The sequence below is a fragment of the Mesorhizobium sp. B2-4-1 genome (assembly GCF_006442185.1).
Lineage (GTDB): Bacteria > Pseudomonadota > Alphaproteobacteria > Rhizobiales > Rhizobiaceae > Mesorhizobium.
The window spans coordinates 208,104-217,641 of sequence record NZ_VFVN01000003.1 but is presented as its reverse complement, the minus strand read 5'-3'; the positions used below and the strand labels follow the sequence as shown (position 1 = coordinate 217,641).

The 9,538-nt window shown below is 61.7% G+C and carries 29 protein-coding genes; 26 read left to right on the top strand and 3 right to left on the bottom strand.

All coding sequences use genetic code 11. The features are described 5' to 3' along the window. Positions 1–109 precede the first annotated feature (109 nt). Genes FJ949_RS09495 through FJ949_RS09465 form a run of 7 tightly spaced genes read left to right on the top strand, consistent with a single transcriptional unit; the run spans position 110 to position 2,588 of the window. The gene (locus FJ949_RS09495) at positions 110–499 is read left to right on the top strand and encodes a hypothetical protein (protein WP_140495474.1); all 390 of its coding nucleotides are present in this window, start codon (positions 110–112) and stop codon (positions 497–499) included. Further along, the gene (locus FJ949_RS09490) at positions 496–1,065 is read left to right on the top strand and encodes a hypothetical protein (RefSeq protein ID WP_140495473.1); all 570 of its coding nucleotides are present in this window, start codon (positions 496–498) and stop codon (positions 1,063–1,065) included. The genes FJ949_RS09495 and FJ949_RS09490 overlap by 4 nt, the downstream gene beginning before the upstream one ends. Beyond that, complete coding sequence (locus FJ949_RS09485) at positions 1,058–1,384, top strand: hypothetical protein (RefSeq protein ID WP_140495472.1); 327 nt, start codon at positions 1,058–1,060, stop codon at positions 1,382–1,384. The genes FJ949_RS09490 and FJ949_RS09485 overlap by 8 nt, the downstream gene beginning before the upstream one ends. Beyond that, complete coding sequence (locus tag FJ949_RS09480) at positions 1,369–1,695, top strand: hypothetical protein (RefSeq protein ID WP_210242133.1); 327 nt, start codon at positions 1,369–1,371, stop codon at positions 1,693–1,695. Before FJ949_RS09485 ends, FJ949_RS09480 begins: the two co-directional genes overlap by 16 nt. Before the next feature lie 2 nt (positions 1,696–1,697). Next, positions 1,698–2,081, top strand: coding sequence for a hypothetical protein (locus FJ949_RS09475; RefSeq protein ID WP_140495471.1), 384 nt, complete (start codon positions 1,698–1,700; stop codon positions 2,079–2,081). After that, the gene (locus FJ949_RS09470) at positions 2,059–2,301 is read left to right on the top strand and encodes a hypothetical protein (protein WP_140495470.1); all 243 of its coding nucleotides are present in this window, start codon (positions 2,059–2,061) and stop codon (positions 2,299–2,301) included. The genes FJ949_RS09475 and FJ949_RS09470 overlap by 23 nt, the downstream gene beginning before the upstream one ends. Beyond that, a complete protein-coding gene (locus tag FJ949_RS09465) occupies positions 2,298–2,588 on the top strand; it encodes a hypothetical protein (protein ID WP_140495469.1) in 291 nt (96 codons plus the stop codon). Before FJ949_RS09470 ends, FJ949_RS09465 begins: the two co-directional genes overlap by 4 nt. On the opposite strand, the gene FJ949_RS09460 is transcribed toward FJ949_RS09465, so the two are convergent. Further along, the gene (locus FJ949_RS09460; protein WP_140495468.1) at positions 2,572–2,772 is read right to left on the bottom strand and encodes a hypothetical protein; all 201 of its coding nucleotides are present in this window, start codon (positions 2,770–2,772) and stop codon (positions 2,572–2,574) included. The two genes, FJ949_RS09465 and FJ949_RS09460, sit on opposite strands and share 17 nt — an antisense overlap. 26 nt (positions 2,773–2,798) lie before the next feature. Here FJ949_RS09460 and FJ949_RS09455 point away from each other — a divergent pair, with 26 nt between their 5' ends. Genes FJ949_RS09455 through FJ949_RS09445 form a run of 3 tightly spaced genes read left to right on the top strand, consistent with a single transcriptional unit; the run spans position 2,799 to position 3,528 of the window. After that, entirely contained in the window at positions 2,799–3,032 is a 234-nt protein-coding gene (locus tag FJ949_RS09455) for a hypothetical protein (protein WP_140495467.1), read from the top strand. Beyond that, positions 3,029–3,316, top strand: a complete 288-nt coding sequence (locus tag FJ949_RS09450) for a hypothetical protein (RefSeq protein WP_140495466.1) — start codon at positions 3,029–3,031, stop codon at positions 3,314–3,316. Before FJ949_RS09455 ends, FJ949_RS09450 begins: the two co-directional genes overlap by 4 nt. Continuing rightward, positions 3,313–3,528 (top strand): hypothetical protein, encoded by a 216-nt coding sequence (locus tag FJ949_RS09445; protein WP_140495464.1) that lies wholly within the window; start codon positions 3,313–3,315, stop codon positions 3,526–3,528. Before FJ949_RS09450 ends, FJ949_RS09445 begins: the two co-directional genes overlap by 4 nt. A 123-nt stretch (positions 3,529–3,651) precedes the next feature. Here FJ949_RS09445 and FJ949_RS09440 read toward each other — a convergent pair whose 3' ends face one another. Continuing rightward, positions 3,652–4,254 carry an RNA ligase family protein gene (locus FJ949_RS09440; RefSeq protein ID WP_246680003.1) on the bottom strand — a complete coding sequence of 201 codons (603 nt, stop codon included), beginning with the start codon at positions 4,252–4,254 and terminating at the stop codon, positions 3,652–3,654. Between the two features lie 18 nt (positions 4,255–4,272). On the opposite strand from FJ949_RS09440, the gene FJ949_RS09435 reads away from it, so the two are divergent. From FJ949_RS09435 to FJ949_RS09365, 16 genes are all read left to right on the top strand, one after another. Then, positions 4,273–4,452, top strand: a complete 180-nt coding sequence (locus FJ949_RS09435) for a hypothetical protein (RefSeq protein WP_140495462.1) — start codon at positions 4,273–4,275, stop codon at positions 4,450–4,452. Further along, entirely contained in the window at positions 4,449–4,643 is a 195-nt protein-coding gene (locus FJ949_RS09430) for an AAC(3) family N-acetyltransferase (RefSeq protein ID WP_140495460.1), read from the top strand. Before FJ949_RS09435 ends, FJ949_RS09430 begins: the two co-directional genes overlap by 4 nt. A 181-nt stretch (positions 4,644–4,824) precedes the next feature. After that, positions 4,825–5,184, top strand: coding sequence for a DNA-directed RNA polymerase subunit alpha C-terminal domain-containing protein (locus FJ949_RS09425; protein ID WP_140495457.1), 360 nt, complete (start codon positions 4,825–4,827; stop codon positions 5,182–5,184). Continuing rightward, entirely contained in the window at positions 5,171–5,362 is a 192-nt protein-coding gene (locus FJ949_RS09420; protein ID WP_140495454.1) for a hypothetical protein, read from the top strand. The genes FJ949_RS09425 and FJ949_RS09420 overlap by 14 nt, the downstream gene beginning before the upstream one ends. Beyond that, on the top strand, positions 5,362–5,661 hold the full coding sequence (locus tag FJ949_RS09415) for a hypothetical protein (protein ID WP_140495452.1): 300 nt from the start codon (positions 5,362–5,364) through the stop codon (positions 5,659–5,661). The genes FJ949_RS09420 and FJ949_RS09415 overlap by 1 nt, the downstream gene beginning before the upstream one ends. Then, positions 5,658–5,960: a hypothetical protein gene (locus FJ949_RS09410; protein WP_140495450.1), complete on the top strand. Its 303-nt coding sequence runs from the start codon at positions 5,658–5,660 to the stop codon at positions 5,958–5,960. The genes FJ949_RS09415 and FJ949_RS09410 overlap by 4 nt, the downstream gene beginning before the upstream one ends. Beyond that, positions 5,927–6,169, top strand: coding sequence for a hypothetical protein (locus tag FJ949_RS09405; protein ID WP_140495449.1), 243 nt, complete (start codon positions 5,927–5,929; stop codon positions 6,167–6,169). The genes FJ949_RS09410 and FJ949_RS09405 overlap by 34 nt, the downstream gene beginning before the upstream one ends. 11 nt (positions 6,170–6,180) lie before the next feature. Continuing rightward, complete coding sequence (locus tag FJ949_RS09400) at positions 6,181–6,609, top strand: hypothetical protein (RefSeq protein ID WP_140495447.1); 429 nt, start codon at positions 6,181–6,183, stop codon at positions 6,607–6,609. Further along, a complete protein-coding gene (locus tag FJ949_RS09395; protein ID WP_140495445.1) occupies positions 6,606–6,821 on the top strand; it encodes a hypothetical protein in 216 nt (71 codons plus the stop codon). Before FJ949_RS09400 ends, FJ949_RS09395 begins: the two co-directional genes overlap by 4 nt. After that, on the top strand, positions 6,808–7,206 hold the full coding sequence (locus FJ949_RS09390; protein WP_140495444.1) for a hypothetical protein: 399 nt from the start codon (positions 6,808–6,810) through the stop codon (positions 7,204–7,206). The genes FJ949_RS09395 and FJ949_RS09390 overlap by 14 nt, the downstream gene beginning before the upstream one ends. Further along, the gene (locus FJ949_RS09385; protein WP_140495442.1) at positions 7,203–7,862 is read left to right on the top strand and encodes a hypothetical protein; all 660 of its coding nucleotides are present in this window, start codon (positions 7,203–7,205) and stop codon (positions 7,860–7,862) included. The genes FJ949_RS09390 and FJ949_RS09385 overlap by 4 nt, the downstream gene beginning before the upstream one ends. 31 nt (positions 7,863–7,893) lie before the next feature. Next, positions 7,894–8,040: a hypothetical protein gene (locus tag FJ949_RS30280; RefSeq protein WP_181173120.1), complete on the top strand. Its 147-nt coding sequence runs from the start codon at positions 7,894–7,896 to the stop codon at positions 8,038–8,040. 1 nt (position 8,041) lies between these two features. After that, entirely contained in the window at positions 8,042–8,266 is a 225-nt protein-coding gene (locus FJ949_RS09380; RefSeq protein ID WP_140495441.1) for a hypothetical protein, read from the top strand. Continuing rightward, positions 8,263–8,760 carry a hypothetical protein gene (locus FJ949_RS09375; RefSeq protein ID WP_140495439.1) on the top strand — a complete coding sequence of 166 codons (498 nt, stop codon included), beginning with the start codon at positions 8,263–8,265 and terminating at the stop codon, positions 8,758–8,760. Before FJ949_RS09380 ends, FJ949_RS09375 begins: the two co-directional genes overlap by 4 nt. Continuing rightward, complete coding sequence (locus FJ949_RS09370) at positions 8,757–8,975, top strand: hypothetical protein (RefSeq protein WP_140495437.1); 219 nt, start codon at positions 8,757–8,759, stop codon at positions 8,973–8,975. Before FJ949_RS09375 ends, FJ949_RS09370 begins: the two co-directional genes overlap by 4 nt. Then, positions 8,972–9,340, top strand: a complete 369-nt coding sequence (locus FJ949_RS09365) for a hypothetical protein (RefSeq protein WP_140495436.1) — start codon at positions 8,972–8,974, stop codon at positions 9,338–9,340. Before FJ949_RS09370 ends, FJ949_RS09365 begins: the two co-directional genes overlap by 4 nt. Here FJ949_RS09365 and FJ949_RS09360 read toward each other — a convergent pair. Continuing rightward, positions 9,303–9,530 (bottom strand): hypothetical protein, encoded by a 228-nt coding sequence (locus FJ949_RS09360; RefSeq protein ID WP_140495434.1) that lies wholly within the window; start codon positions 9,528–9,530, stop codon positions 9,303–9,305. The genes FJ949_RS09365 and FJ949_RS09360 overlap by 38 nt on opposite strands. Positions 9,531–9,538 lie beyond the last annotated feature (8 nt).

Genomic DNA, 9,538 nt, shown 5'->3' with positions numbered 1-9,538 from the left:
TCCTGTGGGTCACCCAACCATCCACTTAACGGCAACGCATGTTGGCCCGGTGTCGCACCTGCACCGAGGGCGTGGATGGTTGGGGCCTGCCCACCAACTGAGGACGATCATGTTCGACACCATCAAGGTCCACTTCTTCGACAGCACCGGTGACGCTTACGACTGCACCCAGTGCATGGAGGACATCGAGAACGGCGACACGCTCGTCATCCCCGACGAGAAGGTCGTCGGCCTGGCCGACACCTGGCCGGTCGCCGTGACGGCCCACGCCGGCAATCTCCATTCGCTGGATGACGGCAACTTCGAAACCTACCTGCACCAGTTCGGCGCCAACGCCGGCGAGCGCGTGTTCACCGACGACCAGATCAAAGTTGCCAGGGCCATCGCCACCGCCTGGGGCTTCGAGCTCCAGACCCCCGAGTACCCGCCGAAGCATCTGGTCGAAACGGCCGAGAAGATCCTCGCCGAGCAGCGGGCCGAGAAGGAGCGCCGAGCATGAACATGGACGACATGATCCAGCACTCGTTCCGCAACTTCCACGTCAAGGGCTTCGACTACCTCTGCGTCAAGCGGACGCCCGAGCACACCCGCAAGGTCTATTTCTTCGACGGGAACGTGAGCCAGCTGCCGGAGGTGGTGAACCCGCACGACCACCGCTACCACTTCAAGACCACCGTGCTGTCCGGCGTGATGTCGAACTCGGTCTACATCCCGAACGACAAATACGGGAAGGTCTACAACGAGTTCGAGTGGCGCACCCCGCTCAACGGCGGCGACGGCTTCACCTGGAAGCGTGAGGCTCGGCTCTTCGAGCGCACCCGTGAGTTCCACATCCCCGGCCACAGCTACCAGATGTGGGCCAGGGATTTTCACACCATCCGCATGCACGCCGAGAGCACGGTGATCGTGCTCGACCAGTACGATGACATCGTGCCGATCGGCCAGCCTACCCGAACCTTCATGCAGGAGCGCCAGGCCCCGAACCTCGACGGCCTGTACGAGAAGTTCACGCCGGACCAGATCCTGGATCGGCTCCGCCAATACAGGGAGTTGCTCAATGACTGAGTGGCCCCCCGAACACCAGTTCGACGCGCAAGCGGAAGGCTGGGACATCTTCGAAGCCAGCGGATCAATCCTGAATGAGAACGGCGACCACCCGTTTCAGCTCCAGGCCTGCGATGAGAGCGACGCCTTCACCGGCGATATGCGCGACATGAAGGCCTGGAACCACGTCTACACCAAGGCCCACGCCGGCTCGCGTCTCCACCAACAGGCCCTGAACTTCCTCAAGGAGCAATCCGAACCGGAGTTCGAGGCCATCATCAGCGAATGCAGCCCTGATGGGCGAGAACTGAACGAGGAGTTCCAATGGCCGATGCTCTGAAGTGCCTTTGGCAGATCCTCGTGCCGTGCAACTACAACGACGGCAAGCCCGTCCGGACCCGCCACCATCGTGAGTGGGATCGTCGAGTCCGCTCGATCACCGGCGGCCTCACCATCCTGCCCCCGGGCAAGGGCCAGTGGGTCGATCCCGCGACCGCCGTTCTCTACCAGGACCGGGTCATCCCGGTGCAGATCATCGCGACCGCCGAGGAAATGGAGCGGATCGCTGACATTACCAACCAGCACTACCGCCAGCTCGCCGTCATGTATTTCAAAATGAGCGAGACGGCGATCATCCGGGAGGCGGCGTGACCATGAGCTATTCGAAAGACCTCTCGCGCCGGCTGCGCCATGTCGCCCCTCACGCGCGTTGGGCACCGCCTCCCGAGCCGAAACTGCCTCACTTCGAGGTCAAGGTGCCTCCACACCCGCAGAAATACCCGAACCACGCCGGTCACAAGGGGTCGGTCTTCGGCGGGATCTGCAACCGGACGGCGTGCAGCCAATCGCATGCCGTTTTCTACAACCGCGGCACCTACGGCTACTACTGCGCCGACGACGCGATCGCCATCAATCGCTACTCCGGCGCCCACCCTCTCTGCATCCGGGTCGATCACAACCTGACGCACGAAGAGATGAACGGCCACACCCGCAACATGTACGAGGAAATGACCCGTGACCGAGCACATAAACGATGACCAGAAGAACCGCCTGGTCAAGAAGGCCAAGGTCGCCGCCGCCGCCATGGCCGATTTCTGGGACGAGCTCCACGAGCACGAGAACGAGGCCGGCGAGTTCGACAACACCGTCGAGATGATCAGCGAGCTGGCTGGCAACGGCGGGACGTACCCCGCGAGCTACGACCGCTACGACGCCGTGATCTGGGAAGCCATCACCAAATGCTGGGAGCCGACATGACCAACCCGGCTCGCTACTACTGCCTGGCCGTCTACGGCTTCAAGAAATGCTGCCCCGTCCATCTCGACCCCTACACCAAGGACAACGTCGAGCGTGCAAAGCGCTGGCAGATGGTCGGCTCCAACGGACAGGACAACTACCACATCGTCACCGCTCACCCGACTGAGCGGGGCACGTTCGTGTCGGTCGAGACCGGCGCGCACTTCGAAGCCTCGCAGATGGCCTTCACCAAGGAGGCATGGAATGCCTTCCTCGACCGCACCTGGCCATCTAGTCCGGCAGAATGATCCGAGCGCCGTGTCGTAGTTTCACGATCCGGCCCTCTCTCACGGCCAGCGTCTCATCGTAGGCCGCCCGCGCCACGCGGATATTCTTCGCCACCGCCATCGTCTCATCCACCCGCTGATCATCGGGACTCCACACCTCAACGTGGAACGCAAACTCTTCGATCGTGGGTGGGCTGACACGCATGAATAAATTCCTATCAGGAGGGCAATATGAAGTCTTTCACGCTCGATGGCAAGCGCCACCGCGTCCACCCCCGCGTGCCCATCCAGTCGGTACGGTGGCTGGTCGGTCGCCAGCATGTCGGCACGGATGACGCCGAGATCGAGAAGCTGATCACCGACCGTGCCCTCGACTGGCCCAGGGCAGCGATCGACTCCGCCAAGAAGCTGGCCGTCTGGTTCCATCGCCAGAACCAGAACCTCGTGCGGGAGATGCGGCTGTGATCATCCATCGCTGGAGCGACGGCTCCGAAGGGTACGAGTATGAGGTCGGCGACCGTGTGGTCGTGGAGCGTACTATCCACGGAGGATGGTTCAACTACGGCCCGACGCGCTCCGAGCACTGTACCGTTTGCCGGGTCTCCCACTTCAAAACCCGAAGCTGGATGCTGGCCGACCTCGGCATCCGGTACTCGCCGAATTGGGGGCCGGCAAGCTGTTACCCCTGGATGATCAAGCCCCACCCTGATGCCTTCGTGAATGCCCGTATCATAGAGGAGCCGGCATGACCGTCCACACCTACACCCGCTGGACCTTCAAGGCCTCCAGGCTCGCCCACAAGGAGACCGTCGAGATCGAGGACGCCGACGTGTTCCACCGTATCGGCTCCTGTGGCGAGCTCGGCTTCCTGCGCCTGCTCTGCAAATGGAACCGGGTCGGCGTCAGGGGCTTCGAGACCAGCGGCATCCTCTACATCTATCACCCGGAGTATCCCAAATGAGCATCCGTCACCAATACCAGCGCTGCAAGCCAGTCACGAACAAGAACATCGGCAAGGAGCTGATCAAGCGCGGGAAGAAGGACTACCGCGGCGTCACCGGCGCCAAGGAAGCCGCCCGCGCAGCTAGGCGACTCGCCGGAGCTTCCGCTCTCGCCGGAGATAGTTCGGCGACTTCGTCTTGACCCACGCGTCGGTCGCCCCGCTCTTATAGGAGCTGTGCCGGCGCTTTGAGACAATCCCTTCCAAGCCCATCTTCTGGGCGGCCTCGTAAAACTCGGCGCCGCCACCCTCCACATGGGCCGAATACTGGATGATACCCGTCGCGGGCTTCACCAGCTCCCAGAGCTTGGCCTTACGCTCGATCAGCGGCAAGGCACGCAGGTCTTCCCCGTCCAGGTACAGGATGTCGAAGGCGACATAGGCGAGCAATTCGGCATTCCAAGTCATGCGGGAGTGCATCTGGAGGAAGTTCGGCCGCCCATCGGGCTCCGGGGCGATCATCTCTCCGTCCAGGATGAAAGACTTGGCCGGTAGCTTTTCGGCCGCGTCAATCACAGGCCAGAAGCGCCTCGACCAATCATGCTCGTTCCTGGTGAAGGCACGAGCACCCGCCCAATCCAGGATCAGCTGAACCCGGAAGCCATCGTATTTGATCTCGTGCAGCCAGTCGTCGCTGACTGGCGGCTCCCGCACGAGCAACGGTTTCGTGGGCTTGATGAAATTCAATCGCTCAGGAGACACAGAATGAAAGTCCTCATCGCAGGCACGCCACTCGAAAGTTTGGGATGGCAGCGCGACCTTGGCAAGGTCCGCATCGTCTTCCGCCCCGACACAACCCGCTCGGACCAGTTCGAGTTCCTGGAGCAGCTCGAGCGCAGTTGCGATGACATGCGCGCCGCGCTGCTCGAAGAAATGCTCAGATGAAGCTCCGCGCCATCTGGGGCAAGCGCTACAGCCACTGGGTCCTCTGCCACGACCAGCCCTGTGAAAAGGGCGAGACCAGCGTTGTCGCACGTCTCTACGACTGCGACGGGCCGGCGATCGCCGAGCGCTTCAACATCCACCCGCGCCCCGCGCGCTACCTCGCCCTCATGAAGGAGGTCCACGAACTGTGAACCCCCGCCACAAAGCGATGCTGAAGATCGTGAGGCTCTCCGAGGTGACCACCGCGCGGGGCTTCACCGAAGGTGAGGTGCGAACCGCCGACGCCAAGATCCAGAAGCTTTTGGACGCCCACAACCTGAAATTTAGGCAACCCCGCCGGCGCCGCTGGTGGCACACCATCTGGAGCATTGCATGCCGAACTCCCCCGAGATCGCCGACCTCGAACTGAGCATCCGCGCCGCAAACAGGCTCGACGCCTACAACATTACCACACTGGACCAGTTCATGGCCCTGACCAAGCCCCAGGTCATGACGTGGCGCCATGCCGGCGTCAAGACGTGGCGCGAGATCCAGGAGGTGCAGGAAAACCTCCGTGGCCAATCCCGGCGCCAATCCTTGCCTGGCCGAGCGGTCCAGCAGATCCGCGCCATCAACGACATGCAAGTCGAGCTGTCCAACGCCGGTTTCTTCCTCCGGTTCGATGATCGAGGCCGACTCCGCCTGGCCCGCTACGTCACCAAGGAGGATTTCGATGATCATGACAATGGATAGAGCCGTCGAGATCCTCGGCATCAACAACACCAAGGGCCCGCTCCAGAACATGGTGCGGGCCCTTTCCATTCATGCCTGGGGCAACACACAGGACGAGAACGACCGCCTGTTGGCCGCCCAGTACGTCCTGCCGCGCTGGAAAGAATACGGCGCCGAATGTAACCGAAGGAGAGATTAATGGCATTCCCCAGCTACATGCGGCCGACCGAGGCCAAGATCGTTGGCGCCCTGATCAAGAAAGCCCTGGGCCTGGGCTACGTCGTCTCCGTCTACGACGGCGAGGAATGGGCCCTCAAGAGGTCCGGCGACTACGAGAAGATCACCGCCGAGATCGCCGCCACCGACGAGACCCAGCTGGTTTTCCGGCGCCAGGACAAAACCAAGATCGGCTCCGTCCTGCTGATCCACGGCAACGATGAGGACGTGGTCTCGGATCATTCCGACAACGAACTCACGAACCAGCTGGTGGTGGCATGAAGATCACCGTCCAGACCCTGGCGATTGATGATCGCAACGGCACCCAGTCCTTCGCTTTTGCGACGGAGACCGAGCTCTATCGCTACCTCTTCGACGAAGTGGTTGCTGACAACAGCGACCTGATCACCTTCGAGCAGTTCCTGGAAGACCCCTGGGAGCACATCCAGAAATTCTGCGGCGATCTCGACACCCACTCGGCTGACGAGACGGTGCTCGACATCCCTCTGTGGCCAATCATCTGGCACAACCTGAAGGAGAAGTTGAAATGGCTCACAAGCCTATTCCACCGACGCCAGTGATCCGCGCCGCCTTCGCCGTAGGTGCCGACATCTGTGAGGCTCTCGGCGGCTACCATTTCCACGTCCTGATGAAAAACGGGCAACGCTACGACGGCCTGCCCGAGATCTACGCCGACGACGGCGTGCTGATGCTCGACGCTATCGGCGGCCAGGACACACCCATCCTCGACATCAACGAAATCGCCGCCATCACGGTGGTGGAAGTTTAGGAGACCCGCGCATGAACATCGACGCCATCAACAACCTGGCCGCCTTCCTCGAAAACATCCCGAGCAAGCACCAACGTGGCTTCAACATGGGAAGCTACATGGGAAGGAAGGACCCGGGGGAAAGCACGAACGTCGGCTTCCAGTGCAACAGCACGGCGTGCATCGCCGGCTGGGCGTGTCTCGTCCTCGGCGAGAATGGCGAGATCCGCAGCACCCCCCGGAGCACCAGAGAGATCGGGTGGTACGAAGAATTCGCCGGCGACCTTCTCAACCTCGACGCCGCCACCCGGTTGGCGCTGTTCGAGCCAATGAATTCCAGCATGGTGGCCGACTACGTCGACTGGTACAAGGTCACGCCCAGGCAGGCCGCCAAGGTCCTGCGCCACCTCGCCAAGACCGGCGAGGCCGACTGGTCCCTCGTGATGGAGGTGGTTGAATGACCACCCGCCACTTCACCGACAGCGACCTCCAGTCGCTGTCCAACATCTGCGATGCCGCCGCCGACAAGTTCAAACTGAACGCGTTCCAGCTTCGCGAGTGGAAGCACCCGCACCTCGCCGAACAGTTCGAGGTCCAGGAAAAGGAGGCGCGCGAGTTCTCCACCATCTTCATGAACGCCGAACCATTTGAGGTGACCTATGAAAGCGCCTGACGGAACAGAAATTGTCGGCACGCTCGAAACGACCCCCGGCACCTGCGGGGTCATCTTCAACGAAGACGGCAGCTACGATTTCGACGGCACCGGCACGCAGCATAATTATGACGGTCAGGAGACCGTCACCGCGGCCGGCCAGGTCGTCTTCGTAGACGAGAACGGCGGCGAGTGGCTGCAATGCCAGCTGATCGACGACGACGCCGAGCCACGCGAAGTCGCGCCTTGGTATCACGACCGCGACCTCCGCCGGATCGAGATCGTGAACACGGTCGAAGACCTGATGCGCCGTGTCACCGGCAAGGAGCTGAAGGTCAAGGACTGCCAGTACCTGACGCGCGCCGTCACCCTGCTGCTCACCAGATCGGAGCCTGAGACAGAATGAAAATTGACCTCTTCTACATCGAAGGCGAGCATGACCACATCCCTGGCATCGTCCGGGACCTGGTCGCCACCGACGATGCTGCAAAGAAGGTAGCCAACGAGCTACTCGAGAGCGGCGCCCACGTGTATCGGCAGAACATGTCAGTGGAGATCTCCGAGGCCTACAGCCACCTGGAGATGGAGGCGGCGCTCTGCGTCTGGGAGTGGCTCAACGAGATCACCGTCGTCCCGAAGCGGGGCAAGGCCGACAAGGCCTGGCTCGAATACCGGGAGGGCGTCGGCTCGGCCGAGCTCCGGCACGAGAGCATCACAATCGGCAAGTTCGTGCTCCAGGTCTACGAGCTGCTGCCCGAATGGTACCGGTCGAGCGGCGCCTATGACTGGGAGATCGTGCCCGCGATCGTCAGCACCCTGAAGCCACGAGAGACGTCTCGCGACCCCATCATGGCGAAGCGTGAGATCCTGAGCGACAAGTCCGCAAAGGAGGAGTTCTTCCGATCCTGCGACTGGCTCATGAAGCGATCCTACGGCATCACCGTGGAGGACTCCGGCCAGGAGAAGGAGGAGTTCCTGACCACCTGGTACAGCTTCGACGATGATCCGGAGACCGTGGTCGACCGCTACGCCGAGAAGTACGACCTCACCCGGATCCGCTGATCCACAACCCTACCCCAACAAGGAAACCAACATGAAAATCGTGATCTTGATCACGGCGCTGATCTGCGCCGGGTGCTCTGCAACTGCGCCTGCCAACCGGGACTACGCCAACAACTGCGGCTATGCCATGGACCAGGAGTTGCTCTGCAGCAGCTACGTGTCGCCGCACGGGTTCTGACATGGGCATCGACGACGTCAACGTCCGGCTCAAAGTCGACATGAGCTGCTTCATCACGGTCGGCATCTACGCCGGCCCCATTACCCCCGAGGTGATCGCCGAGCATGTCTACGAACTGATCACCCACGCGAAGGTCGCTGACCTGATCGACAAGGTCACGATCGACGCTGTCACGCTCGACGACAACACCACAATCATTGAGGCAGGAACATGCACGTCCGTTTGAACATGCAGGACTGGAAGATCGCGGATGGTGAAGAGGCTGACCGCCGGCTCTGGGAGGTCAACATCAAGTCGTCCATGCCTCGGATCGACATCGAGGCGAAGTGCCCGGATGGCACCAAGCGCGAGGTCTGGATCGAGATCAGCGACGGGCACCTCGTCGTCCATGCCTACGACCCCGACCACGACGAGCCGGTCAATCTCCGGATCACCAAAACCGGCATTCTCGTCGACAGCGACGACCGCGGCGAGAAACCCCTGAACTACGACACCGACCGGTACGAGCGGATGGAGAAATTCGTCGAGCAGATGGCCCGCCTGACCACGCCGGAGGAGGACTTCGAAGCCCTCAAGGATGAGGACGGCGTGGCCCGAGACGACGGCGTCACCTACGACGATGTCGACGAAATGCTGTCAGACATGAGCGACGAACGTCTCTGCGAAGAGTACGGCGCCTTCATGAAACTGGTCAGCGAGGCCAAGGAGCTGGTGAAATGAACCCCTACCAAAAAGCCGCCGCAAAGGCGTTCTCGAACGGCGACCATGCCCACGTCGAGGACATGACCCAGGTCGACCTGGTGGGCGACACGCTGTTCCTCTTTATCATGAGGGAACTGGAAGACGTCGAGGACATCGACACAGCCCGCCGGCGGATCGACCGCGCCATCCTCGATCTTGTGGACGTCAGCTCCGCCGTGGAGTTGATGAAATGATTGTTTACAACGTCGAGCGCGGCTGGTTCCCGATGAAGAACGACGCTGACGCCCACCGGCGCCAGCTCGGCCTGAAGCCAGCGGCGCTCGCCACCATCCGCATCGACACGCGGGAGGAGCTGGCAGCGCTGCTGAATGGTCTAATGGGCCTGAAGAAAGACCCGGAGCTCACGGCCCCGGAGGAAATTGCGCCGGCTGGCGCCGTGCTCGAGCCCCAGGTCGTGGAGCCCGAGGTCATCGAGCGCAATCGGATCGAAGTTCCGGACTGCGTGCCTATGTTCCTGGTCCGCGACTGGACCAAGAGGAACGACGTCAACATGGACGACGTCAGTTTGGTCTCTTCCGAGTCCAGCCCCGGATCTTGAGGTTCGGCAGCTGGTCTTCCTTGACCACCCCGGCCTTCACCATCTTCACCTTAAGCTCCTGGTACTGGCGGATCAGTTCATTCTGGAACTCGATCGCCCGGGCTTCCTTCGCCTGCATCACGGCTTCGTGGATGGCTTCGAGCTCGTCCATGCTCTTGTCCGTCAGATCAATGTCCTGCTGCTTTGCCATAGGGAAAC

What these genes read in the sequence shown, in the direction of transcription:
- FJ949_RS09395 (WP_140495445.1), top strand. Translation starts at nt 6,606, where the DNA reads ATGACCACCCGCCACTTCACCGACAGCGACCTCCAGTCGCTGTCCAAC.
- FJ949_RS09415 (WP_140495452.1), top strand. Translation starts at nt 5,362, where the DNA reads ATGGCATTCCCCAGCTACATGCGGCCGACCGAGGCCAAGATCGTTGGC.
- FJ949_RS09430 (WP_140495460.1), top strand. Translation starts at nt 4,449, where the DNA reads ATGAAGCTCCGCGCCATCTGGGGCAAGCGCTACAGCCACTGGGTCCTC.
- FJ949_RS09360 (WP_140495434.1), bottom strand. Translation starts at nt 9,530, where the DNA reads ATGGCAAAGCAGCAGGACATTGATCTGACGGACAAGAGCATGGACGAG.
- FJ949_RS09435 (WP_140495462.1), top strand. Translation starts at nt 4,273, where the DNA reads ATGAAAGTCCTCATCGCAGGCACGCCACTCGAAAGTTTGGGATGGCAG.
- FJ949_RS09425 (WP_140495457.1), top strand. Translation starts at nt 4,825, where the DNA reads ATGCCGAACTCCCCCGAGATCGCCGACCTCGAACTGAGCATCCGCGCC.
- FJ949_RS09410 (WP_140495450.1), top strand. Translation starts at nt 5,658, where the DNA reads ATGAAGATCACCGTCCAGACCCTGGCGATTGATGATCGCAACGGCACC.
- FJ949_RS09390 (WP_140495444.1), top strand. Translation starts at nt 6,808, where the DNA reads ATGAAAGCGCCTGACGGAACAGAAATTGTCGGCACGCTCGAAACGACC.
- FJ949_RS09385 (WP_140495442.1), top strand. Translation starts at nt 7,203, where the DNA reads ATGAAAATTGACCTCTTCTACATCGAAGGCGAGCATGACCACATCCCT.
- FJ949_RS09480 (WP_210242133.1), top strand. Translation starts at nt 1,369, where the DNA reads ATGGCCGATGCTCTGAAGTGCCTTTGGCAGATCCTCGTGCCGTGCAAC.
- FJ949_RS09460 (WP_140495468.1), bottom strand. Translation starts at nt 2,772, where the DNA reads ATGCGTGTCAGCCCACCCACGATCGAAGAGTTTGCGTTCCACGTTGAG.
- FJ949_RS09420 (WP_140495454.1), top strand. Translation starts at nt 5,171, where the DNA reads ATGACAATGGATAGAGCCGTCGAGATCCTCGGCATCAACAACACCAAG.
- FJ949_RS09490 (WP_140495473.1), top strand. Translation starts at nt 496, where the DNA reads ATGAACATGGACGACATGATCCAGCACTCGTTCCGCAACTTCCACGTC.
- FJ949_RS09370 (WP_140495437.1), top strand. Translation starts at nt 8,757, where the DNA reads ATGAACCCCTACCAAAAAGCCGCCGCAAAGGCGTTCTCGAACGGCGAC.
- FJ949_RS09485 (WP_140495472.1), top strand. Translation starts at nt 1,058, where the DNA reads ATGACTGAGTGGCCCCCCGAACACCAGTTCGACGCGCAAGCGGAAGGC.
- FJ949_RS09400 (WP_140495447.1), top strand. Translation starts at nt 6,181, where the DNA reads ATGAACATCGACGCCATCAACAACCTGGCCGCCTTCCTCGAAAACATC.
- FJ949_RS09365 (WP_140495436.1), top strand. Translation starts at nt 8,972, where the DNA reads ATGATTGTTTACAACGTCGAGCGCGGCTGGTTCCCGATGAAGAACGAC.
- FJ949_RS09405 (WP_140495449.1), top strand. Translation starts at nt 5,927, where the DNA reads ATGGCTCACAAGCCTATTCCACCGACGCCAGTGATCCGCGCCGCCTTC.
- FJ949_RS09465 (WP_140495469.1), top strand. Translation starts at nt 2,298, where the DNA reads ATGACCAACCCGGCTCGCTACTACTGCCTGGCCGTCTACGGCTTCAAG.
- FJ949_RS09445 (WP_140495464.1), top strand. Translation starts at nt 3,313, where the DNA reads ATGACCGTCCACACCTACACCCGCTGGACCTTCAAGGCCTCCAGGCTC.
- FJ949_RS09495 (WP_140495474.1), top strand. Translation starts at nt 110, where the DNA reads ATGTTCGACACCATCAAGGTCCACTTCTTCGACAGCACCGGTGACGCT.
- FJ949_RS30280 (WP_181173120.1), top strand. Translation starts at nt 7,894, where the DNA reads ATGAAAATCGTGATCTTGATCACGGCGCTGATCTGCGCCGGGTGCTCT.
- FJ949_RS09380 (WP_140495441.1), top strand. Translation starts at nt 8,042, where the DNA reads ATGGGCATCGACGACGTCAACGTCCGGCTCAAAGTCGACATGAGCTGC.
- FJ949_RS09475 (WP_140495471.1), top strand. Translation starts at nt 1,698, where the DNA reads ATGAGCTATTCGAAAGACCTCTCGCGCCGGCTGCGCCATGTCGCCCCT.
- FJ949_RS09455 (WP_140495467.1), top strand. Translation starts at nt 2,799, where the DNA reads ATGAAGTCTTTCACGCTCGATGGCAAGCGCCACCGCGTCCACCCCCGC.